Genomic DNA, 23,528 nt, shown 5'->3' with positions numbered 1-23,528 from the left:
CCGCCGCTGGTCGGCGGCATGGAGCGGCTCAATTGGCACATCGCGCAAGAGCTCTCGCGATACGCGCAAGTGCGTGTACTCGGACCAAAAGGTAGTGCGTCGCTGGCGCCGGAAGAGGTCGCGATTGACGAGGCCACCAGCGAGAAGATGGGGCCTTTCCTGCTCCAGGCCTTCCTCAGGTGTTTACGGATCGCGCGGCGCTGGCGCCCCGACATCATCATGGCCGGTAGTGGCCTGACAGCCCCCATCGCCGTGATCGTGGCCAGGTTCATCGGCGCCAGGGCGGTTGTGTATGCGCACGGGCTTGACCTGACGGTCGACCATGCGGTCTACAGGCGCGTGTGGCTGCCGCTGGTCGCGCGGGCGGACACAGTCATCGTCAACAGCTCGGCCACGCGCGAACTGGCGCTCCGCGCGGGTGTTCGGAGCGACCGGCTCCGGATCGTCCATCCCGGCGTGGAGTTGCCCGCCAACTCGGAACCGGGCGATCTCCAGGATCTTGCGGAGTTCAGGCGCAAGCACGATCTCGGCCCTGGGAAGCTGCTGATCTCCGTGGGCCGACTGACGCCGCGAAAAGGCATCCTGGAATTCGTGCGGGACGTCCTGCCGGGCATCGTCGCGCGAGTGCCCCACTGCACCCTCGTCATCGTAGGCGACGCACCGGTTCACGCCCTGGCTGCGGCAAGCCAGAGCGTCGAAAGCATCCAGGCCGTCGCGCGCCAGGCGAGCGTGGCGGCGAACATCCGCTTCCTGGGCAAGATCACCGACGATGAACTGTCGATGGTCTACGGAATCGCGAACCTGCACGTATTCCCGGTCCAACTGCGGCCCAACGACCCGGAGGGTTTCGGCATGGTCGCCATCGAGGCGGCTGCACGCGGCGTCGCCACCGTCGCCTACCGGGTGGGCGGCGTGCCGGATGCGGTCGCCGAGAATCAATCTGGCCGCCTGATCAACCCCGGAGACTCCTCGGGCTTTGCGTCAGCGGCGATCGCGCTGCTTGAACGTCCGCTGGACGCCGACGCCATCGCAGCCTTTGCCCAGCGCTTCTCCTGGGATCGCGTCGGCAAGCAGTTGGCTGAGGCGCTGGGAGCGGACGCTCAAGAATAGGCTACTTCGATTTCTGCAACCCCATGTCCCTGGCCACTCCGGGCGCCGGCATCAACTGCACCAGCGCGCGAACCCAGGCAAGGCCGTAGCCTCGGAGCATTAGCGATGCCGCGATACAGCGCAGCTTCGCCTTGTCCCGGGTAAACAAGGTAAAACGGCCGATCCTCGCGAAGTGATAGCCATATCGCTCACCGATGAGTTGCAGGGCCTTGGCGCTATAGAAGAAGATGTGCTGCCCCGTTTCCGGTGCCAGGTACCACCAGTCTTCGTTTTGCCCCTCATAGATCTCCGTCGTCAGCATGATGACGGCGGCGCCAGCGCCGAAAATCGCCGCCAGCTCAGAAGCGGGTTGCGCGAAGTGCTCGATCACCTCGAAAGCGACGATCATTTCCGGCTTGGCGAAGTCCGGTTCGGTGAAGCCTTGGGCATACGTGGGCGCGGCGAATTTGTCAGTCACATAGCAGTTCAGACCGTAGTCACGCAGGAGCCGGCAGAGAAGACCATCGCCGCCACCCATGTCGATCAGGTCCCGTGCGCCGAACAACTTGGCAACTGAGAGGGCTCCGGCCAGGCTGATCATGTTTCGCTGGCCGGCTCCGGTGTCCAGCCTCGACAGGCTCACCGCGTAGGCGGCGTCGAGCCAATAGGGTTCTTCTGATTGCAGCGAGTCGCAGCTGTCGCATTTGAAAAAGGCAACATCGTGCTTGTTCAGCAAACGGGTATTGAACACTTTGGAGAGCGGGCCGCCACAAAGACGACATGAATGAACCGATGTCATGTGTTTGGACTTTACCCGGTGAAGAACCGAATGCGCGATCTGGCCGACGATCGTCCACGCGCCCTGGATGAAGACAGGCGTCATCGGTCAGAATGCAGTCCGCCGGGAGTGCGAAGGTGGCTCGACCCGCAGTCGATTGATCGGGACCGATGATTCTTCTCCTACCCCTGTGCCTTGCGCTCTCCTATGTCCTGGTCTGGCAAAGGCAGGACGCCAAAGACCGACGCGAGGCCTTGCTGCTCTCTGTGACCTGCATCGGTGCCGCGACGGTTGCCGTCACCGAAGTCCTCGGGGCTCTCCGCCTGCTCGATTTCACGTCCGTCGCCGCCGTTTGGGCGATTCTTGCCGTGGCCCTCGGTTCGAAGGTGCGGGCAAGCGCTGCGATCGATGCATTCCGGCGTCCCGGGATCGTCGGCGGCGTCGACGCGGCGGAACGAGTCATGTGGGCCTATGTGATTGGCGTTTTGATCCTGACCGCGGTGCTGGCGGCCTGCGCGCCGCCCAATACCTGGGACTCGATGACCTATCACATGAGTCGGGTCGCCCACTGGGTGCAGAACGGCAGCGTGGACTTCTACCCGACGGCGATCCTTCGCCAGTTGCACTCGAACCCCTGGGCCGAGTTCGCGATCCTGCAAGCCCAATTGCTCAGCGGGGGAGATCGATTCGCGAACTTCGTCCAGTGGCTGTGCATGGCTGGGGCGGTGGTTGGCGTTTCCGCGATCTCCCGACAGTTCGGCGCCGATCGCCGCGCCCAGATCTTCACGATGGTGGTGTGTGCTTCGATTCCCATGGGGATTCTCCAAGCCACGTCCACTCAGACCGACTACGCCGTCGCGTTCTGGCTGGTCTGCTTCGCCTACTTTGGGGTCCGAATCGTGCAGGGATCGAGGCAGCAAGCGCACTTCATCGGTCTCGGCCTGTCCCTTGGACTTGCAGTGTTGTCGAAAGGAACGGCGTACGTCTTCGCTTTTCCGTTCGTTCTCGCGCTCGGTGCCTGGCTGCTCCGCAAGGAAGGTCGGCACATCAAGGCTGTCGCGCTGGCGTGCGCGCTGGCGTTCGTGTTGAACCTGGGTCATTGGTCGCGCAACCTGTCCCTCTATGCAAGCCCCCTGGGCCCCGGTGCGGAGGCCGGCGGCTATCGCTACAGCAACGACACTTTCTCGACGGCCGTCATGGTCTCGAACGCGGTCCGAAACGCAGCGCTGCACCTCGGCACGTCGACGCCGGTCGATGGTGCGGTGGCCGCGTTGGTCGCCAGCATTCACGAAGTCATCGGCATTTCGCCGAACGATCCCAGGACCACCTACCTGACCACCGAATTCCGTGTCGCCGGCATGTCCGTCAACGAAGACACGGCGGGGAATCCGGTTCAATTGCTTCTGATCGCGGCGGCTTGCGCACTCTGTCTCTCCCGGGGCCGCAAATACCGGTCCCCCGTCGTCTGCGCCTATGCCCTGGCCCTCATCGGCGGCTATCTCCTTTTTTGCGCCTACCTGCGGTGGCAGCCCTGGAACAGCCGGCTGCATCTCCCATTGTTCGTGCTGTGGACGCCGGTCATTGGCTGGATGGCGCATCGCATCGGGAGCACGAAATCGATCATCGCCATCGCTGCGATCCTTGCCCTGGCTTCTGCCCCAGCCCTTCTTCTCTCCTCGCAGAAGCCGCTTCTGGGCGAGAGGAGCGTGCTCGCCGTTCCTCGGAACCAGCAGTACTTTGCCAAGCGGCCCGACTTGTACCTGAAGTATGCCGAGGCAGCGCAGCGCCTTCGAGATCAAGGCTGCAGGAAGATCGGATTGATGCTCCAAGGAGATGACTGGGAGTATCCGTTGTGGGTGCTCGTCACCGGGGTCAGGCCTTCGGACATCCGGATCGAGCACATCGAGGTCACGAACGTGTCGCAGCGATACCATGACCGGACGAGCGCCGATGGGACGGCTCCCTGCGCCATCGTTCGCATGGGCTCGCGGCAACCGGAAGAGATCGCCAGGGCAGCGGCGATCTATCGCCTCACGTGGGCATCGGAACCTGTCAATCTCTATGCGCTACAGCGGTGACGGTCAGTGCGACATTGGCGACCCCGGCCGCCGTGAAGAACAGACGCGATCCATGAGCACTTCCACGACGGTCGCCCGCTCGCGCCAATCGGAGGCACGCAGGCTGGCAGGCCGCATCCGCCCCGACAGCACCTCGTCCACTCGATCGGCGAGCGAATCCCCAGATCCGAGGCGATACAGGAAAGACCGGTCGTTTCGGCAAATGCGGGACATCTCGCCGACGTCGGCTGCAACGAAGGGAGTCTCGCAGGCCACGATCTCCTGGAACTTCTGGGGATAGCAATAGCGACCAAACGCGCTGTCCTTGTTGCAGATCACCGCAACATCGAGGGCACTCCAGAACGAGGGCATCTCCGAAGACGAGAGAACCCCCAGATCCCATATCCGGTCGTGCGCGTGGAGCGTGGCCGAAGCGTCCCTCCGACCGGCCACCGCCAAGTGAAGGTCGCCATGCCGACCGGCCAGTGCGCTGAACGCCCCGAACAGGTCGTCGATGCCCCGGCTGCTGTCCAGTGCCCCGGCCGTTCCGATGATGCGGACATCCGGAGGAAGGCGCAAAGATCGCCGCGCCTCATCCTTGCTCCGGGGGAAGAAGACGGATCTGTCTACAGCGTTGCCAACAACCTCGACGGGCTTGGCCCCCAAACGATATTCGTCGACCACCTTCTCCCTCAGGGCATCACCCACGACCGTCAATCCCGCTGCGGCCCTGCAGGAGGCCCTGAATCGCGAAGCAATGCCAGGCACCCGAGTCAGATCGAAGCTCTCGTAGTTGTCGTACAAGTCGATCACCAGGGGAACACCTCGACGGCGGCACACGATCTCCGCAGCAATGGCATGCCATGCATCCGAGCTGGCCCAGACCACGTCCGGCCGCACTGCATCGATCAGGTGTTCGAATTTTCTCAAGTAGCGAAGAACCCCCAAGGGCTCAAAAGGAAAGGCAGACACGGCGTGCCAGGCGACCTTTCGGGGTTGATGCAGGCCCTCGCTCTGCCCCCTGTAGCTCAAAGCCAGGCCGGTGACCCGATGTCCCTGGTCGGCCAAGGCCTCCGGAATTTCGAACAAGCGGCCATATTGGTGATCCAGCAGGTCCTTTCCGGTATAGCGGCGTTTCGTCGCGACCAGTATGTTCATAGGATCATTTTTTCACTGCCAGAAGAATGCGTCCGGCCAGATACTTCAGCAGATAGCGAAGCGTATACAGACAAACGCCCAGCATGTACGCGCTTCGCAACGGATAGTATTTCTTGAAGAGCGGCGCGACATGCGGAATGCTGCGATGCGAGCGAATTGAATGCAGGCTTTCCCTGAATTGTGAAAAACTCATCCGTGCCACGGCTGAAGCCATGGAGGTACGGGCGGTGTCGACATCCACCAGCGCATGCAACGCGACCCGGAGTTCGATCCCCGCGGCGCGTGCTCGCAGATAAAAATCATGATCCGCCCAGTAGTGGGGAAAGGCAGCTTCGTCAAACACCCCGATTTGCCTGAATAACCCGACCGGAATCATGACGCCGCGCCCTCCGCCCATCAATTCGGCCGGAATCAAACCTTTCTCGAACTCGGCCTTCTTTGCCGAAGTCGCGCCTGGCTTGCTTGGGAAACCAAGGAAAAAATTGCTTTCGATGGTCAGCGATTCGATCGATCCGGACTGCAAATCGCATTGAATCGGCGCAATGACCACGCCGGGATTCTTTTTCGACAGCTCCAAAAGATGAAACAGGGTGTCGCGTCGGACATAGCAGTCATTGTTGAGCAACATGATGCAAGTCGCCCCTGCCGCCATGGCGAATTCGATTCCCACGTTGATCGCACCGGCCCACCAAAGTGCACTCGACGCTTCAACGCGCGTGACTTCGGGAAATTCTCGGGCCAGTCCCTGCTTGGCTTCCGGAGTCGTACCATGGTCCACCACGATGATCCGGGGCAAGCCGCCGAATCCCCGAGACAGCGCTGCGAGGCACTGCCGCGTCTGTGCAAAGCCGTTGAAATCCGTCAGGATGACGTAGAGATTTTCGATCGCCGTTGGCTCCGGAATGTCATGCACAAGAATTCCGATCCATCTAGATTCGGATGTGGCGCAGATATGTATCTACGGTCTTTTCGGCGGTCGTGCGCCACGAAAATTGCCTGGCTCGCCTGAGACCAGCCTCGATGCCTCGATCCAGAGCGCTTCGATCGAAGAGGATGGACTCCATGGCAAATTTCAAAGCTTCCGGTGTCGGGTCCAGGGCATAGAAAGGCGCAATTCCCCCGACTTCTTGCAGGGAGCCTGCTCTGGTGGAAACGACCGGGCAACCGCAAGCCATCGCTTCGAGGAGCGGAATGCCAAAGCCTTCGTATTTCGATGGGCAGACGAACAATGCCGCTTCCGCGTATCGCTGAGCAAGCCATGCATCGTTCCCCGAGACCCGATTCACGCTGCCAGGGCCCTTCGCAGGCAGCTTACGCAAACGCTCCGTTTCCTCTCGCGAAAATTTTTCGCCGCCAAAACACACCAACTGAAATTCCGAACTGATCACCGTGCTGGATGTGAAGGCCTCGAGCAGGGACGAGAAATTCTTGTAACCGGCACGCCGCCCTACATAGAGAATGTACGGCACGCCCTCCTCATTCGACTTGCGGTCGACAGGAATCTCGAAAATCGATGTCGCAAGCGGAGTCACGACGATTTTTTTGGGCTCGACTCTGGAAATTTCGATCAGATCTTTTTTTGTTGTTTCCGAGTTGGCAAAAATTACGTCCGCGATCTTCAACGCTTCCTTTTTTTCGAATGACTGCGATTTTGCATTGGAAACTTCGTTAGGAAAGAGCTCGGCAATCATGTCGTGCACAGTGATGGCGAGAGTTTTTTCTCGTTCACACGGCCGACGTTGCGGGTACCAGCTCGAATGAAAAACGTCGAAGTGCTGGTCTGCTCTTTGAAATCGATTCAGATTGCGGGCGACCAGACTGGTACCTCGGAACACAGGGAGTCTTCGACCTTGAACTTGAACCCCCTTTGTGCGGAGATCATCGAGATACTTGGAGACATAGAACGGAGCGTGGACTTGCGCGGTCATGCGCCCGTCCAAAACGATGTTTCGAGCCAGCTCTACCAAGTATCGGCTTACGCCGCCGTACGCTTGATCGGCAAAGACAGTCCCGTCGAACATCACCGCTGGCCGTCTTGATCCTGAATTCGTCATTCAATGCGAGGCGAAAAGGGCACGAGCGATCCGCCGGCGCACCATGAAAATTGGTAAAAGCATCAACCCTGCGTAGGCAAAGCATGTGATCCAGGGAATTCCAGACACCCCGAGTGCGGGAGCAAGCGCGATTTTCGCAGAACAACTCACCAGTGCAAACACAAGCGCCAGAATCAATTGAAGTCTGAGTATGTTTCCGGCGTTCAGCAGCGCGGCAACTGCCCCACCTACGCAATCAAGCACCACCCAGACGGCAAATCCGGCATTCAAGAAAACTGCCGGACTGATTTTCCCGTGTCCCAGCACCGCGACGATCCATGGCAGTGCGATGAAGGTGCAGGCGGCCAGCGCCGAAGCGCCGCCGGCGGCCAAAAGCAACGACCGTCTGAAGGTTCGCCGGGTCCAGCCGAACTCTCCCGCAGCCAGCGCACGCCGATATTGTGGCCAGAGCGGTGCCCACAGAAGCGACGCCGCCGTGGGAATGATCGAGAAGACTCTTTGCGAGGCTGCGTATGTGGCTGCATCGGTGGCTCCGAGTCTCGAAGAGATGATGGCCAGATCGCTCGAATAGGCCAGGACGGCAGACATCTGGAGCATGAGGAACGAGCGACTCTGACGGCGCAACTTTCGAGCCAGCTCGGTGACGAGGGCGCCATCCTCTTGATCGACGGAATGCCACGCCCGGCGTCGCAGCATCAGAAAGCAGTTCGTGGCGGCGCACAACGTTGGCGGCAGGATTCCGGCTGCGCAGAGCATGGGGAAGGTTGCCGATTTGCTTTGACACACCAGATAGATCGCGGCCAGAGCGATCAATTGTCCCGCAGTCTGCCACCTAAATGCCGACGCCGCCTGATCCAGCGCGAGCTGTACCCTGGCCCCCACTGCCAATGGAATGTTGGCGATGAAAGCGAGCCCGACGATGGCTGCGGCCTGCCGGGCAGGCTGATCCATGTCTCGCAGCAAGCCGAGAATCGACCACCATGGCGACAAGAAGACAGCCACCACCGCCGGGACCGACACCAGCAGGGCAATTTTCGCCGCTGTGATCGCGGCCATTCTGAGCAGAAGAGAGCATTCGCGCTCAGCTTGGCGTCCTCTGGCATCTGAAATCAGGTTCAGTGCCGAATTTCCAAAGCCAAAGTCGAGAAGCGGCGCGATCGCCACGAACGAGCTCAATGTTGCCCATGCGCCGAACTGTTCTATGCCGAATGCGGCGATGACCATCGGCATGGAAAGAAGCAGGCAGAAGCCCGCGGCAGCTTTTGCTATGAACGACCAAACTGCTGTTCCATAGAACGTCCGCCCACGACCGCTCAGCGCCATAGTGCGTTTCTTTATTTGGAGACGCGTCTGCTTCGCTGGGTCGGCATCAACGAGAACGCCTGCTATTCTTTCTCACCAGCCCCGGTGCTTCCGTACATCAATGCTGTAATCTGCTCTGAAATGAGCCCGATAAGAAAGATGATGACGGAGGCGCTGAACAGCAAAACGCTCATATTGGTGAATCGATGCTGCGTGAGAAAGGTATAGAGGTAGTAGGCGACTCCGGTGCAGAAGAAACCGCCGGCGATCGGGGCGAACAGCTTGACCGGCGAGAACAACGTTCCGATCTTGAAGATGATGAGCAGGAAGCGCAAGCCGTCGCGCCAGATCTTCACGTGGCTGCTGGTGCCTTTGATTCGTTGCTGGACTTCGATGGGCTCATAGGCGACTGGGTAGCCAGCACGGAAAAAGGCCATCGTGCTGGTGGTTGGATAGGAAAAGCCATTGGGCAAAAGATGAAGGAATTCCTCGAATTTCTTGCGGCGCACGACGCGGAAGCCAGACGTCAAGTCCTTGACTGTGTGCCCGACCATCCAGGAGGCAAGTCGGTTGTAGAAGGCGTTGGCCCAGCCTCGATGGCGACTCGCCTGCCCACCAGCGCCTCGCGCTCCAACCACCATTTCATAGCCCTCATCCAGGCGGGCGACCAAACGCGCGACGTCTTGCGCCCGATGCTGGCCATCCCCATCCATGAAAACGATCCATTCTCTGCTTGCAGCGCGCGCGCCGGCCTTGATTGCGGCCCCGTTTCCAGCCCCGTAGGGGCGGCTGATCACACGGACGTCGCAGGCACGAGCGGTGGCCGCAGTACCGTCGGTGGACCCATCATCCGACACAATGATCTCCGCGTCCGGCATGAAGGCCTTGAGCGCCGGCAGCAATTCGGCGAGTCCGACCGCTTCATTCTTCGCTGGGATCACGATGCTGAGGTCGCCTGCATTGAACCGGCCGACCGGCGAGCCCTCGGTAGCATCGGACGCGGATGCCTTCTCTGCGCGAGAGTCACCCACGATGTCCAGCAACGCCGGTTGAATTGACATATCCGTATTCCTTGCTCTCTTGCTCAGGGCCATATTGCATCGCGCTGCGCTGCTCGCTCGCGCTCGATCAGAGCCGCACTGGCGCCGCTTCTGTCGAGCACGGCTGCACGCTCCAACTGCCGCGCCGCATCGGCCCGGTTTCCTTTCAGTCGATGGGCTTGAGCGTACATGATGCGCGCGGATGCGGTGTCTTCGGCAGCGATGGCGTCACCGATAAATTCCAGGCCCTTGTCGATGTCGTTGAACCGATTGATGAAATACTGGGCGAGGAGCTTGTTCACTTCGCTCTTGTCTCGATTCGAAATTCGCGGATTCTCGAGTGCGGCGGCCAGAATCGAGATCGCCTCCATGTCTGGCATGTGGCAAAGCGTTTTCAGTTGGCATTCGATGAACGCACGAATGAAGCCGGTGTTGGCGTTGTAAAACGGCAATGTCCGCAGCCCCTCCTTGAGGTGCAGAATCAGTGCTGGATCGGGCGTTTGGCCGGCTGAATACGCCGAGTGAAGCAGGCCGAAATAAGCGCCGACTCCCGGATTGTAAGAACTGGCCGATCGCTGCAGCGCCTCGTCCGCGAGCGGCCGAAATCGCTCTTCGCCCGATGTTTCGTACAACCGAAGATAGGTCCGACCGAGGTTGTAGTTCGCTCGCGCTGATCGCGGTCGATCTGCGGCTTCGATCAGCGCCAGATCGACATTGTTGGACCACTGTTCCGACCGGTTCCACGTGATGCCCCCAAGCACGACCACGTACGCCAGCACAACGCTCCATCCAAGGCGGCGTCGATCCGCGGTCCAGCGCTGCAAGGAAACCGGCACGATCATGAAGATTCCGATCGTCGCGAAATAATTTCGATGCTCGTACACCAGGTCGAGTGGAAAGATGGACGACTCCAGGGCGTGCGCGACGAGAAACCAGCCCCAGCCGAACAACAGCGCAGGAAAGCTCCTTCGGAAGATGAACGCCACGACCGTCACCGACATCAAACCGACGACAGCAAGCAAGGTCTCCGGTGGGTCTAAAAGGCCATGCGAAATGGGAAAATCGTCGTGGTAAAGCGAAAGGTCCGAATTTCGAGGAAGCAAGAGCAAGCGCAAATAGAAGAACAAGACCCTGCTTTCGGTCAAAGCTCGCTCGCCCAACGTGAAATCGCGGTTCGCAAATGCGCCCGGGCCGAGCATCCCCGGCAGCACGAAGAGGCACGAGACCGAAATGAAGGCGGCGACGACGCCGGCGACGATCGCGCTCCATCTCAGGCGCCCAAGCATCAGCGGTCTACCTTCGGCATTCTTGAAGCCGAAGACCATGCATTCGATCCACAACAGCAGCGGCACAAAAAGGAGTCCCGACTCTTTGCTGAATACCGAGGCGGCAATCAGAATAGCGATCAGCAGGATCCATCTTGTGCGCCCGAGTGTTCGCTGGCCTGCCTTGGTCTCGAAGCGCCCGGCGGCGCGCCCGCTCGCATAAATGAGCAGGGCTGCAAACCCAAACAGCGCGGACAGGCTGGTCATGCGCTGCACGACGTACAAAACCCCTGTCAGATTGAGCGGATGGAGCCCCCACAACGCAGCCACCAACCACCCGCCCCAAGCCGCGCTTTCCATCTGCGTGCCGGCGTTTAAGTTCATCGAGCGCGTGAGCAGGACCGTTGCGAGCCGACCCACCAACAGGATGTTCGCAAGGTGAATCAGCAGATTGACGACCTTGAAATAATAGGGCTCGAAGCCTGTGAAGTAATAGTTGAGTGCAAAACTCAATACGCTCAGCGGGCGCCCCAACGGGCCAGCCTCGCCTGACCCCACGACGCCGCGCAGAGATTGCCAATCGAGGGAGTCGAGGCGCAAGTGGGTATTGGTGACGATGTTGGTCAGATCGTCAAAAACATAGTCGCCCCGCAGCCCGGGAAAATAGACCAAGACCACCAGGACAACCAAGAGCGCCCAGGCAATGGCGAGTCGCCCCCGGCCTGATGGACGCGCTGTATTCATATCAATGGATCGCTAATGATGAAGCGAGCATGCGCTCAACGCGGGATGCCAATGAAAAAGGGCACCCGAGGGTGCCCCACCAAACTGTGGCAGCGAGATGCCAAGCAGGCTATGCGATCAGCGGCACTCGGAAGGCCGGTACTTGGCTTCCACGTCACCGCCCTTGCAGTTCCAGGCCACGCTGCCGCCGGAAGCAGCGGAAGGCGTCAGAACCAGCGTCTTACCGCCCGACACGAGCGACGTGAAGACAACGGTGATCAGACCGCTGCCGCTCACCGTGACACTGGTGACAGCATTGCCGGTGATGGACGCTGCCTGCGCGATGCCTGCCTTGGTATTGTCGTCGGGGTAGGTGCCTTTCGTTGCGTAGTACTCAGCCACGGCGGTCTTCGCACCCGAAGCCAGACCCAGACCTTCCGAAACGCGAGCGCGCTTCGTGTAGTCCTGGTAAGCCGGCAGCGCCACAGCAGCCAAGATACCGATGATCGCCACAACGATCATCAGTTCGATCAGGGTGAAACCCTTTTGCACGTTGCGTGCGATGTTCCGACGGTTCATTTACTCACTCCAGGTTGGTTTAGAAGGCCCGAGGCGGGCCCCCGGTGCGCTCAACTAACCGCAGCAACCGTGCCACCCCAGATGTCCCTCCTCCGGGCCCCTTTTCTCGTGTAGTTGTTCACGTTCTAGTTACAACGTGTGACAAAAACTGTTGCGCGCCGCCGAAGTCGGATGACATTTTTGTCACGCGCCTGCCAACCCTCGTCATGCCCGCGGGTGCCGCCCCGCCGAACTCAGCGCCGCTCCACCCGCATCCACGCCCGCGCCCCATCCCACACCTGCGTCATGCGCTCCAGCAATTCCGCCGGCACCGCCGGATGGGGGGCCGCCAAGGCGGCGCCCATCGCCTCGCAACTGTGCTCAATCACCACGCCCGGATGATGCACCCCACAGACATCGCGGCCGAAGGCCTCGAGTTCGGCCCGGTTCGGATAGCTGCGGGCCGGGGACTTGTCGCCGCTGCGCCCCCCTCGCCGCCACTTGAGCGCCAGGGTGTGGTCGACGGTCTCGATGCCGCCCGGCCGCTCATAGGGATAGAGCACCGTGGTCACCTGGTCGTACACCGGGCTGGGCCAGACCCGGTCGTCGTCGTACAGCACGGCGAAGTTCTTGAGGTGGGCGTCGCCGTTGCGCAGCAGCACCGTCAGCACCAGCAGCTTGAAGAACTGGTGCAAGGCCGGCGCCGGTTCGCTGCACACCAGCCGCAGCGCCGTCGCCACGTCCTCGTAGCTGCCGATGTACTTGCGGCTTGAAAGTCGCTCGCGCACACGCAGCTGCATCACGGCCGCGATGTCCTCGAAGCCGAGCCGGCTGCCGTCGGGCCGGATGTCGAAGCGGTCGAGCACCAGCAGCTTGCCGTCGGCCGAGAGGTCAGCGCGCGGCACCGGCAGGCCGGCGTGGCGCGCGGCTTCCAGGCAGAGCCACTCGTTGGCGCTCAAGCCGGGGTAGCGTGGCCCCTCGGCCTTGACGATGACGTTGGGGCCGGGCACCACGGCCTTGTCGGCCACCGGCACCATGATCTTGGGCTGGACCCCGGCCAAGCCGGTGCCCGGACCCATGAAGGCATCGACCAGCTCCTCGAACAACGCTTCGCTGCGCCCGCCGGCGAGCAGGTCGTCGCGCGAGACCAGGCCGGCCGCCCCCACGCCCAGCGGCGCTTCGCCGGGCAGCTGGTACGCCACGCGGCCGATGGCGCCGGCGCCCATCAGGGCCAGCAGGTGCATCTTGGTGACCTGGAACTTGCCGAAACGCGCCAGGATGCGCTCGAACAAATAGCCCTCGGGAAGGTTCATGTCGAGGGCGGCAAACAGGTCGCCGTCCTGGAACACGCGGTCGGCGATCGGCAGGCCCAGGCCGACCTGGTGCTGCGCCTGGGCGTCATAGACCAGCGAGTAGATCGATTGCTTGGTGAGCAGGGCCTGCGACCGCCCATGGACGGCGAGCTGCAGGTCCCGCAGTTTTTCGGGCAGCGCCGCCATGTCAGGTCTCGTCGGGCTCCTGCAGGTGAGCGAAGGCCCGCGCCAGGTCGGCCGCGCGCAACGGGCCGGGCTCGCGCGGATCCAGGCTCAGCGCCAGGCCGAGCGGCGCGAGCATGGCGAGCAGCGAGGCCAGGGAGATGTCTTTGCCGGCCTCGAGCCGGTAGACCGGCATGCGCGACAGGCCGGCCCGCTCGCCCAATGCGGCCTGGGACAGCTTCTTGCGGCGGCGCGCACTGCGAATGGTCGCGCCGACCTCGGACAGAGATGCAATGGGCGCAGCGGACTTGCTATCCATACGTTGCATTATTCCTGATAAGAAAGAAAACGCAACGCATAAGTAGCAATTCAGACCTGCAGAACTCCATCCGCCTGCAGCCAACGAATGTCCCACCCCGCCTCGCCGCCGGCGCGCAGGCGCGAGCCATGCGCGATGCCGTCGATCTGGCTCATGATTTCTTCCGTCTCGGCCGGCTTGGTGTGCGTGATGTAGATCGGGTAGTTGCGCCCCGGCGCGATCTGGGCCAGTTCGTCGGCCAGCGTGGCCGGCGACAGGTGCAGGCTGCGCCGCGCCAGTGCCTGTTCCCGGTTGCTGAAGGCGGTCTCGATCACCAGCATCGCGACGTCGAGCTGGTTCACGCGGGTCCAGAAGGGCGCGTTGCGCTCGGTGTCGCCGCTGAAAACCCAGTGCGGGCCGCCCTGCGCGCAGCGCACGGCGAAACCGCAGGCCGGCACGGTGTGGACCGCCGGCAGCACCTCGATGTGCTTCAGGGCCCGGGTGCCCAGTTCCAGCTCCTGGCCGATCACCAGATCATGAAAAGTCACGAACGGCGCCTCGCGGCTCGGGATGCTGGCGAAATCGGGCCAGATGACGTTGTTGAACACATGCGCCCGCAGCGCCTCGATGGTCGCCCGCAGCGCATGGACCCGCAGCGGCCGGGTGCGGCGGCTGGCGACGGCGTCGATCATCAGGGGCAGCGCGGCCACGTGGTCCAGGTGCGAATGCGTCAGCACCACATCGTCGATGGCCGACATCTCGTCGAGCGTGAGGTCGCCCACGCCCGTCCCGGCGTCGACCAGCAGGTCGCAATCGACCAGGAAGGAGGTCGTGCGGCAGTCCTTGGCGATGGCGCCGGAGCACCCCAACACACGCACCTGCATTTCGCGAGACCTTTTGACTTTCCAGCCCGCAGGCCGCTACTTCGAATCGAACCGGGTTGCGCCGTCCCACTCACGGTCCACGGGCTGCAACGACATCGAGGCTAAACGCTGCGCGTACAGCTGGTAAAGGACTTTTTTGGCATCCGCACCGACGAGGGCCGACAGCATAGCCTGTCCTTGTAACCAATCTTGTAGGCGATAGGCGGAAAGCACGCCATCCCACTGTTGCAGCTCTTTTCGGACCTCGGGGCTGACGCTGTCCGCCCGCGCGATGGGGGTGAAGATGCGCACCGTCCTGGCCTTGCCCTGGACCCGGACCGTGTCGAGCTCCTGCCACGCAAAGCCCGGCGCCGCGCGCCGGGTGGCCTCGGTGGCGATGATCTCGACGCCATAGTGCACGCCCAGCCCCTCGATCCGTGATGCCAGGTTGACCGCGTCGCCGACCACCGTGTAGCTGCGGCGCACGGCCGAGCCCATGTCGCCGACGCTCATCACGCCGGTGTTGATGCCGATGCCGACCTGGACCTCCGGCAGGCCGGACAGGCGGCGGCGGGCGTTCAGTTCCCGCACCGCGGCCACCATCTCGAGGGCCGCCTGCACCGCCAGTTCGGCGTGGTCGGCACTCTCGACCGGCGCCCCCCAGAAGGCCATCACGCAGTCGCCCATGTACTTGTCGACGGTGCCGCGGCGGCGGCTGATGATCTCGCTCAAGCGGCTGAAGAAGACGTTCAGGAAGGCCTGCAGGTCGGCCGGCGCCATCTGCTCGGCCATCCGGGTGAAGCCGCGCATGTCGCAGAACATCACGCTGAGCTCGCGGTTTTCGGCCCGCATGCTGTAGCGGCCCGGGTCGGCGCGCATCTCGTCCACCAGTTCCGGCGGCACGTAGGTGCCGAACAGGCGGGCCAGGCCGCGGCTGGAGCGGCCCTCGACGAAATAGCCCCAGCTCATGTTGAGCACGAAGGACAGCGCGACCGTCAGCAGCGACACCGCCAGCGGCAGCACCAGGCCGGCGCGCAGGAAGAGCCACGAGTTGACGCCGATCAGCACCGCGCAGATCGCCAGCGCCACCCCGACCGCCCGCGCCGCGGCGCTCAGCGAGAGGCCGAAGGCCAGCGCCAGCCCGGCCGCGAGCAGCATCACGAGCTCGTAGCCCAGCGCATAGTCGGGAACCGCCGGCAGCCGCGAATCCAGGAGCCCCGAGACGATGTTGGCGTGCACTTCAACACCGGGGAAATCGGCGCCGACCGGCGTCGAGCGCAGGTCCTGCAAGCCCGGCGCAGTCGATCCCACCAGCACGATCTTGTCCTTCAGCTCCCCCGCGGCCAGCCCGCCGCGGAGGACTTCGGACGCCGACACATGGCGGAACGACCCGCCGCGCGGCCCCCCCGCGCCGCGAAACGGCACCAGCACGCTGGCGCTGGCGTCGACCGGAACACGCAGCCGCCGCTCCCCGCTCGACAGCAGCAGCGCTTCCAGCGGCGGCGGCGCGCTTCCCGGTCCGGCCGGCGCGAACACCGGCGCCAGGGCGGTGTCGCCCGCGGCCAGCCGGTACACCACCAGGGCCAGCGATTCGTAGTACCCGGGCCGAGCGTTTTCGCCGTCGTAGCGCGCGATCAGCGGCACCGCGCGGATCACGCCGTCCACGCTGCCGTCGAGCACCACGTTCAGGAAGCCGCCGGCCGGCGCCGCCGCGGCCAGCTGCGGGATGCTGCCGACGAAGCCGTTCCAGCGCGTCGTGTAGTCGCGGCCCTCGGGAAAGGTGCCGGCCGGCAGGACCGGCGCCGGCAGGCCGCCCTTGGTGCGCGGCACCTGGGTCTGGGTGAAGTAGAAGCCGAGCGCCACGCGGCGGCCGGCGAGCGTCTTCGCGAAGGCGGCGTCGCGGTCGAGCGAGGGCGCGAGCTGCTCGATCTCCCGGGCCAGCCCGGCCCGTTCCCGCAGCGGCCCCTGGGCGAGCTGGCGCAAGGCCTCGAGGCCCGAGCTCGCATCGGGCTCGACGAACAGCACGTCGAAGCCCAGCACCCGCGCCTGCTGCCGCTCCATGATCTCGGTCGTCAGGCGGGCGAGCTGGTCGCGGCCCCAGGGCCATTGGCCGAGGGCTTGCAGGCTCGGGTCGTCGATGTCGACGATGACGATCCGCGGGTCGAGCGTGTCCGGCAGGGTGGCCCGCAGCCGCACGTCGTAGATGAAGCGGTCGAGCCGGTCGACGAAGGGAAGCTGCCAGGCGCCCAGCACATGCGCCAGGGCGAGCGCCACGGGCAGCAAGGTGATGGCGATGCGCGCGCCGTGCCGGCGCAGCAGGTTCATCCGGCCACCCGCGGGCGAAGACGGCGCGGCTGCTTCAGGGCGCGGTCAGCTGACGACGAACTGCATCCGCGTGCCGCCGAGCTCGAGCACGTCGCCGTCCTGCAGCGCCACGGCTTCGCTGCCGAGCGGCTCGCCGTTGAGCAGGGTCTCGCCGTCGATCGGCGCCACCACGTAGCCGTGCAGGCGACGGGTGACGGCGGCGACGGCCAGGCCGGGCTTGCCGATGGTGGTGACGACTTTCTGCAGCGACAGCTCGCGCCCCGCCGCCGAGCCCGAAAGCACCCGCATGACGGCCGCGCCGGCCGTGCCGCCGCCCAGCGGCGACTGCACCGTGGGCGCGGACGAGAGCGGAATCGGGCCCGAGGGCGGCGGGGGGGCCGGCCGGACCGGCAGCAGGCTTTCGGTCGCCGCGGTGGTGCCGGCCAGGAAGCGGATCTTGTACTTGCCCACCTCGATGACGTCGTTCTGCTCGAGCGCCTGCTTCTTGATGGCGCGGCCGTTGACGTAGGTGCCGTTGGTGCTGTTGAGGTCTTCCAGGTAGACATCGCCGCCGATCATGTGCAGCACGGCGTGCTCGCCGCTGATCGCGAGATTGTCGACCACGATGTCGTTGTAGGGCCTGCGCCCCAGCGTGGTCCGGTCCTTGGCGAGCGTGACATCCTTGATCACGACACCGTCGATCGACACGATCAATTTCGGCATGGCCGACTCCTGGATCTCGTTATTTTGTTCACAGCAGGGCCCTGGCAGCACAGTTCCAAATACCTTCTCTATCCAGCGGCGCCAGGGGCCTGGGTCCCACCCGCCCGGGCCAGGACAACGGAAATGTTATCCCGGCCACCATTGTCGTTCGCAGTTGCAACCAAAAGTGTTGCTTTCTCCGGCAAGCCGATATCTTGTAACAAAATCGTGAAAAGCTGCGCGCTGGACACCATCTCGGACAGTCCGTCGGAACACAGCAGGAACAGGTCGCCCGGCAGCACGCCGTGCTCGTGCATCTCGAGGTCGACGTGGCGCTCGATGCCCAGCGCCCGGGTGACGAGGTTGCGGTGCGGCGACTGGACGGCCTGCTCGGGCGTGATGGCGCCGGCGTCGAGCTGCTCCTGGAGCAGCGAATGGTCGCGCGTCAGCAGTTCGAGCTGGTCGCCGCGCAGGCGGTAGCAGCGCGAATCGCCGATGTGGCCGACGATGGCGCGGTGCGAACCGAAGGCCGCCAGCACCAGCGTGGTCCCCATGCCCTGGAGTTGCACGTTGGCGATGCCGGCCTCGAGGATGGCCGCGTTGGCCTCGTCGGTGCCGGCCTGCAGGGCGCGCTTGATCGCCTTCGGATGCGCCTGCGGCCCGGCATGCGCGAGCCAGCGGCCGAAACTGGCCTGCAGCAGCGCGATCGCCATGCCGCTGGCCACTTCGCCGCCGTTGTAGCCGCCCATGCCGTCGGCCAGCAGCACCAGCCCCAGCGAAGGTTCGAAGGCGATGGTGTCCTCGTTGTTGGCGCGCACCCGGCCCGGATCGGTCAGCGCGGCGAAATCCCACCTCAGGACGCCGGGGTCGTTGGAAACTGAAGTACCGGGATTCGCCATGGATCAGGAGGTGGATGGACTGCGGCTTCTCAGGCTGCGGCGTGGGATCGCTTCTGCAGCCATTTTCCGACAGCGACGACAAAGATCGCGCCGGCCGCGGCTGCCGCGTAATGCAGCCACGGATTGGCCGTAAGCATATCGCGCAGGATGGTGTCGCTGACGATGGTTTCGCCGGCCACCCAGCCGATCAGGGCGGCACCGAGCATGACGATGATCGGGAAGCGCTCCATCAGCTTGATCATCAGGGTGCTGCCGAAGATCACCAGCGGGATGCTGATCGCCAGGCCGAGCACCAGCAGCACCATGCTGCCCTGCGCGGCTGCGGCGACCGCGATCACGTTGTCCAGGCTCATCACCAGGTCGGCCAGCAAAATGGTGCGGACCGCGGCCATCATGCTGCCGTATTCCTTGCCTTCGCCATCGCCCTCCTCTTCGCCGCTGAGCAGCTGGGTGCCGATCCACAGCAGCAGCAGGCCGCCGATGATCTGCAGGTAAGGCAAGGCCAGCAGCTTGGCCGCGACCACCGTCAGGATGATCCGCAGCACCACCGCGGCGCCGGAGCCGAACAGGACGGCGGTGCGCTGCTGCTGCGGCGGCAGCGAGCGGGCGGCCATCGCGATCACGACCGCGTTGTCGCCCGAGAGGATGATGTTGATCCAGACGATCTTGAGCAGACCGATCCAGAAGTCTGTGGTTTGAAGGAATTCCATGTCTCTTTATTCCACTGTTATTTGATTGAAAAAGCGCCCGCAACCTGGTTGCGGGCGCTTTTTCTCTTGTGTGGTCTGCGAGAAAGCGAGGCTTCTTACAGCAGCGCCTTGAGGCGCTTCGCGAGCTCCGAGAAATTGCGCGTGACCGTGAAGCCGCTCTCTTCCATGATCGCCAGCTTGGCATCGGCCGTGTCGGCGCCGCCGGAGATCAGCGCACCGGCGTGGCCCATGCGCTTGCCGGGGGGTGCCGTGACGCCGGCGATGAAACCGACGATCGGCTTCTTCATGTTGTCCTTGCACCAGCGGGCCGCCTCGGCTTCGTCGGGGCCGCCGATCTCGCCGATCATGATGACGGCGTCGGTGTCGGGGTCTTCGTTGAAGGCCTTCATGACGTCGATGTGCTTCAGGCCGTTGATCGGGTCGCCGCCGATGCCGACTGCGCTCGACTGGCCGAGGCCGATCTCGGTGAGCTGGGCCACGGCTTCATAGGTCAGCGTGCCGGAGCGGCTGACCACGCCGATGCGGCCCTTGCGGTGGATGTGGCCGGGCATGATGCCGATCTTGATCTCGTCGGGCGTGATCAGGCCGGGGCAGTTGGGGCCCAGCAGCAGCGTCTTCTTGCCGCCGGCGGCTTCCTTGGCGCGCATCTTGTTGCGCACTTCGAGCATGTCGCGCACCGGAATGCCTTCGGTGATGCAGATCGCCATGTCGAGGTCGGCCTCGACGGCTTCCCAGATGGCGGCGGCGGCGCCGGCCGGCGGCACGTAGATCACCGACACGGTGGCGCCGGTCTGCGAAGCCGCTTCCTTGACCGAGGCGTAGATCGGGATGTTGAAGATCGACTCGCCGGCCTTCTTCGGGTTCACGCCGGCCACGAAGCAGTTCTTGCCGTTCGCGTATTCCTGGCACTTTTCCGTGTGGAACTGGCCGGTCTTGCCGGTGATGCCTTGCGTGATGACCTTGGTGTCTTTGTTGATGTAGATCGACATGACTTGTTCCTTACTTGGCGACGGCCGCAACGACCTTCTGAGCGGCTTCCGCCATCGTGTCGGCGCTGATGATCGGCAGGCCCGAATCGGCCAGCAGCTTCTTGCCTTCGACTTCGTTGGTGCCCTTCATGCGCACCACCAGCGGCACTTGCAGGTTCACGGCCTTGCAGGCTGCGATCACGCCGGTGGCGATGGTGTCGCACTTCATGATGCCGCCGAAGATGTTGACCAGGATGGCCTCGACGTTCTTGTTCTTCAGCATGATCTTGAAGGCCTCGGTCACCTTCTCGGGGGTGGCGCCGCCGCCCACGTCGAGGAAGTTGGCCGGCTCGCCGCCGAACAGCTTGATGGTGTCCATGGTCGCCATGGCCAGGCCGGCGCCGTTCACCAGGCAGCCGATGTTGCCGTCCAGGCTGATGTAGGCGAGGTCGAACTTGCTGGCTTCGACTTCGGCCGCGTCTTCCTCGTCGAGGTCGCGCAGGGCGACGATCTCGGGGTGGCGGAACAGCGCGTTGCTGTCGAAGTTGAACTTGGCGTCGAGCGCCATGATGTTGCCCTTGCTGTCACGGTTGAGCGGGTTGATCTCGACCAGCGAGGCGTCCGTTTCCATGTAGCAGGTGTAGAGCTTCTTGAAGACGTCCACGGCCTGGGCGGTGGAGTCGGCCGGGATGCCGATCGCGTCCGCGATCTTCTTGGCCTGGGCGTCGCCGAGGCCGGTCAGCGGGTCGATGAACTCGGTGACGATCTTCTCGGGCGTGGAGTGGGCCACTTCCTCGATGTCCATGCCGCCTTCGCTCGAGGCGATGAAGGCCACCTTCTGGGTGGCGCGGTCGGTCACGGCCGAGACGTAGTATTCCTTCTGGATGTCGGCGCCGTCCTCGATGTAGAGGCGACGGACCTTCTGGCCTTCGGGGCCGGTCTGGTGCGTCTTGAGCTGCATGCCCAGGATGTCGCCGGCCAGCTTCTTGACGTCCTCGATCGACTTGGCGACCTTGACGCCGCCGCCCTTGCCGCGACCACCCGCGTGGATCTGGGCCTTGACGACCCAGACCGGGCCGCCGAGCTTCTGGGCGGCCTCGACCGCCTCCTGAACTGTGTACGCCGGGATGCCGCGGGGCACGGGCACGCCGAACTTGGCAAGAATTTCCTTGCCTTGGTACTCGTGAATCTTCATGAGGGTGTCTCTCGGAACGAGGGGTTGAGATCGGGAGAATGTGGTTGCTGTCCACGGGCCACGGCGCCTGGCGGCGGGGGCGGCGGACAGCAGGGGACTGTATCATGGTGCGCCGCACCAACAATTGACCCCACTTTGTGGTCAATACGTATTTACTCCCAAGGCACACGAGGCCCCCTATGCCCAAGGTCTTCATCGATGGCGAAGCCGGAACCACCGGCCTCCAGATCCGCGAGCGGCTCCAGACGATGCCGCAAATCGAGCTCGTGAGCATCGCGCCCGAGCTGCGAAAGGACGTGGCCGCCAAGCGCGAACTGATGGCCGGCGTCGACCTGGTGGTGCTGTGCCTGCATGACGACGCGGCGCGCGAATCGGTGGCGCTGATCGATCAGCTCGACGGCCGCCGCCCGAAGATCATCGACGCCTCGACCGCGCATCGCACGGCGCCCGGCTGGGTGTTCGGCTTCCCGGAGCTGGTGGCAGGCCACGCGGACGCGGTCGCCCAGGCCGAGCGCGTGGCCAACCCCGGCTGCTACGCCACCGGCGCGATCGCGATCGTGCGCCCGCTGGTCGACGCCGGACTGCTGCCGCCTGACTTCCCGATTGCCCTGCCCTCGGTCAGCGGCTATTCGGGTGGCGGCCGAACCATGATCGAGGCCTACGAAAAGGGCGAGGCGCCGCTGTTCGAGACCTACGCGCTGGGGCTCAAGCACAAGCACATTCCCGAGATCATGAAGTACACCGGCCTGACCCGCCGCCCGGTCTTCATCCCCTCGGTGGGCAACTTCAAGCAGGGCATGCTGGTGCAGCTGCCGCTGCACCTGGACGACCTGCCCGACCGCCCGAGCGCCGCCCATCTGCACGACGCGCTGGCGGCCCACTACGCGAAGAGCAACACGCCGGAGCAGTTCGTGAAGGTGCTGCCGCCGACGGCCGACGGCAAGATCGACCCGCTGGCGCTCAACGACACCAACCAGTTGGAGCTGCGCGTGTACCCGAACGAAGACCACCGGCATGCGGTGGTCATCGCCCGGCTCGATAACCTGGGCAAGGGCGCGAGCGGCGCGGCGGTGCAGAACCTCAAGCTGATGCTGGGAATGTGAATCGGCTGGCTTTGCCTGTTGGCTCCCAGGGCAGTCGACGCGCAAGCGAAGCGGCCATGCTCTTTGCGCGTTTCCATCATTTCGAACATGCGTGAGGAGGCAAGGGCGCCATCATCAGCTCGGTACGCTGGAAGCTCTCGCCGAGAGTTGGCTTGTCTACATAGACGTGGCTGCCGACGATGATCTCCGCCTTGGCGTAATTCGTTCGCCGAAAGAAGTCGGCCACGATCTCGGCGCGCTGCGCGGCGAGTTTCTTCGGATTTGTCTCTTCTGCCTGGGCGATACCCGCAATTTGCAGGAAATCGTGATTCGGATACCTGAGCCGGTTCTGGATATCCCACTCGGCGAGACGCAAGACTTGCGATGACTTGAGCTCCCAGGAATCCCGATCGAAGTGAACGTCGATGTTCTGTCCAGGTGAACAGGCGTGGGCATGGCTGATTCCCAGGACAGCCAGAAGAAGTATCAGGGCTTTCATCTATTCGGCGTCCATGACATAGCCCGCGACGTTGTCGCTGTTTCGCAAGGCATCCTGTGGCGACACACGAGCCAGCATGAGCGCGCGATGAAAGAAGTAAACCTCTCCGGGCCCCTTCGTATGGAGGACATCGGGCATATGGGCAAGCTCATGGATCAGTGTGGACACCCTTGAATCCATGGACGACGAACTCTTCCTCAAGCCGAGAAAAGCACGCGAAATCATGATCTTGTGAAGGCCCGGAACCTGACAGACCGCAGCTACCACGCCTGAATCACTCTCATCCACAACACAACCCAATGTCTCTGCAACGGACGCTGTTCTCGGCAGAAAGTCGCCGCACTTGAGCACGCTCAAGACGCCCTTCATCCTCCACAGCCCTTGCTCGATCCGGAATGGGCCGAGGCCGTGTGTAAACGGCTTTGATCGCTGGTATGCAGAACACGCGGCCGTGTGGTCGTCATCAGGCGCCACGGATTCATCCAGTGGTCTCATAGCGCAAACGCAGG

General features: G+C 63.4%; 22 protein-coding genes. 3 read left to right on the top strand and 19 right to left on the bottom strand.

What is annotated here, in order from left to right; genetic code table 11:
- Positions 1-18: 18 nt before the first annotated feature.
- Positions 19-1,110, top strand: coding sequence for a glycosyltransferase family 4 protein (locus tag QTI33_RS27775; RefSeq protein WP_286509640.1), 1,092 nt, complete (start codon positions 19-21; stop codon positions 1,108-1,110).
- A gap of 1 nt (position 1,111) precedes the next feature.
- On the opposite strand, the gene QTI33_RS27770 is transcribed toward QTI33_RS27775, so the two are convergent.
- A complete protein-coding gene (locus tag QTI33_RS27770; RefSeq protein ID WP_286509639.1) occupies positions 1,112-1,972 on the bottom strand; it encodes a class I SAM-dependent methyltransferase in 861 nt (286 codons plus the stop codon).
- A 65-nt stretch (positions 1,973-2,037) separates the two neighbouring features.
- Here QTI33_RS27770 and QTI33_RS27765 point away from each other — a divergent pair, with 65 nt between their 5' ends.
- On the top strand, positions 2,038-3,945 hold the full coding sequence (locus QTI33_RS27765) for an ArnT family glycosyltransferase (protein WP_286509638.1): 1,908 nt from the start codon (positions 2,038-2,040) through the stop codon (positions 3,943-3,945).
- Positions 3,946-3,948: 3 nt separating this feature from the next.
- Here QTI33_RS27765 and QTI33_RS27760 read toward each other — a convergent pair whose 3' ends face one another.
- The 16 genes from QTI33_RS27760 to sucC form a co-directional block, all read right to left on the bottom strand.
- Positions 3,949-5,082, bottom strand: coding sequence for a glycosyltransferase family 4 protein (locus QTI33_RS27760; RefSeq protein ID WP_286509637.1), 1,134 nt, complete (start codon positions 5,080-5,082; stop codon positions 3,949-3,951).
- A 4-nt stretch (positions 5,083-5,086) separates the two neighbouring features.
- Positions 5,087-5,995: a glycosyltransferase family 2 protein gene (locus tag QTI33_RS27755; RefSeq protein WP_286509636.1), complete on the bottom strand. Its 909-nt coding sequence runs from the start codon at positions 5,993-5,995 to the stop codon at positions 5,087-5,089.
- A 16-nt stretch (positions 5,996-6,011) separates the two neighbouring features.
- Positions 6,012-7,010, bottom strand: coding sequence for a glycosyltransferase family 4 protein (locus QTI33_RS27750; protein ID WP_286509634.1), 999 nt, complete (start codon positions 7,008-7,010; stop codon positions 6,012-6,014).
- 126 nt (positions 7,011-7,136) lie between these two features.
- Entirely contained in the window at positions 7,137-8,459 is a 1,323-nt protein-coding gene (locus QTI33_RS27745; RefSeq protein WP_286509633.1) for a lipopolysaccharide biosynthesis protein, read from the bottom strand.
- A 62-nt stretch (positions 8,460-8,521) separates the two neighbouring features.
- On the bottom strand, positions 8,522-9,499 hold the full coding sequence (locus tag QTI33_RS27740; RefSeq protein WP_286509632.1) for a glycosyltransferase family 2 protein: 978 nt from the start codon (positions 9,497-9,499) through the stop codon (positions 8,522-8,524).
- A 23-nt stretch (positions 9,500-9,522) separates the two neighbouring features.
- A complete protein-coding gene (locus QTI33_RS27735; RefSeq protein ID WP_286509631.1) occupies positions 9,523-11,487 on the bottom strand; it encodes a tetratricopeptide repeat protein in 1,965 nt (654 codons plus the stop codon).
- 117 nt (positions 11,488-11,604) lie between these two features.
- Complete coding sequence (locus QTI33_RS27730; RefSeq protein ID WP_353506363.1) at positions 11,605-12,045, bottom strand: pilin; 441 nt, start codon at positions 12,043-12,045, stop codon at positions 11,605-11,607.
- A 233-nt stretch (positions 12,046-12,278) separates the two neighbouring features.
- Positions 12,279-13,523, bottom strand: a complete 1,245-nt coding sequence (locus QTI33_RS27725) for a type II toxin-antitoxin system HipA family toxin (protein ID WP_286509629.1) — start codon at positions 13,521-13,523, stop codon at positions 12,279-12,281.
- A 1-nt stretch (position 13,524) separates the two neighbouring features.
- Complete coding sequence (locus tag QTI33_RS27720) at positions 13,525-13,818, bottom strand: helix-turn-helix domain-containing protein (protein WP_286509628.1); 294 nt, start codon at positions 13,816-13,818, stop codon at positions 13,525-13,527.
- A gap of 50 nt (positions 13,819-13,868) precedes the next feature.
- A complete protein-coding gene (locus QTI33_RS27715) occupies positions 13,869-14,681 on the bottom strand; it encodes an MBL fold metallo-hydrolase (protein ID WP_286509626.1) in 813 nt (270 codons plus the stop codon).
- Positions 14,682-14,717: 36 nt separating this feature from the next.
- Positions 14,718-16,985, bottom strand: a complete 2,268-nt coding sequence (locus QTI33_RS27710; protein WP_286509625.1) for a CHASE2 domain-containing protein — start codon at positions 16,983-16,985, stop codon at positions 14,718-14,720.
- 45 nt (positions 16,986-17,030) lie between these two features.
- Entirely contained in the window at positions 17,031-17,687 is a 657-nt protein-coding gene (locus QTI33_RS27705) for an FHA domain-containing protein (protein WP_286509624.1), read from the bottom strand.
- Between the two features lie 68 nt (positions 17,688-17,755).
- Complete coding sequence (locus QTI33_RS27700; RefSeq protein WP_286509623.1) at positions 17,756-18,565, bottom strand: Stp1/IreP family PP2C-type Ser/Thr phosphatase; 810 nt, start codon at positions 18,563-18,565, stop codon at positions 17,756-17,758.
- Positions 18,566-18,594: 29 nt separating this feature from the next.
- Complete coding sequence (locus QTI33_RS27695) at positions 18,595-19,275, bottom strand: TerC family protein (RefSeq protein ID WP_286509622.1); 681 nt, start codon at positions 19,273-19,275, stop codon at positions 18,595-18,597.
- Between the two features lie 95 nt (positions 19,276-19,370).
- Positions 19,371-20,264: a succinate--CoA ligase subunit alpha gene (gene sucD / locus QTI33_RS27690; RefSeq protein WP_286509620.1), complete on the bottom strand. Its 894-nt coding sequence runs from the start codon at positions 20,262-20,264 to the stop codon at positions 19,371-19,373.
- 10 nt (positions 20,265-20,274) lie between these two features.
- The gene (gene sucC / locus QTI33_RS27685) at positions 20,275-21,438 is read right to left on the bottom strand and encodes an ADP-forming succinate--CoA ligase subunit beta (protein ID WP_286509619.1); all 1,164 of its coding nucleotides are present in this window, start codon (positions 21,436-21,438) and stop codon (positions 20,275-20,277) included.
- Between the two features lie 179 nt (positions 21,439-21,617).
- On the opposite strand from sucC, the gene argC reads away from it, so the two are divergent.
- Positions 21,618-22,541: an N-acetyl-gamma-glutamyl-phosphate reductase gene (gene argC / locus QTI33_RS27680; protein ID WP_286509618.1), complete on the top strand. Its 924-nt coding sequence runs from the start codon at positions 21,618-21,620 to the stop codon at positions 22,539-22,541.
- Positions 22,542-22,617: 76 nt separating this feature from the next.
- On the opposite strand, the gene QTI33_RS27675 is transcribed toward argC, so the two are convergent.
- Both QTI33_RS27675 and QTI33_RS27670 read right to left on the bottom strand, forming a co-directional pair.
- Positions 22,618-23,019: a hypothetical protein gene (locus tag QTI33_RS27675; RefSeq protein WP_286509617.1), complete on the bottom strand. Its 402-nt coding sequence runs from the start codon at positions 23,017-23,019 to the stop codon at positions 22,618-22,620.
- A partial coding sequence (locus QTI33_RS27670; RefSeq protein ID WP_286509616.1) for a M35 family metallo-endopeptidase occupies positions 23,020-23,528 on the bottom strand: 509 nt, incomplete at its 5' end.

Origin of the sequence: Variovorax davisae, assembly GCF_030316845.1 — a bacterium.
GTDB lineage: Bacteria > Pseudomonadota > Gammaproteobacteria > Burkholderiales > Burkholderiaceae_C > Variovorax > Variovorax davisae.
Note: the sequence above shows the minus strand (reverse complement) of the source record. Positions and strands in the feature narration are given on the sequence as shown.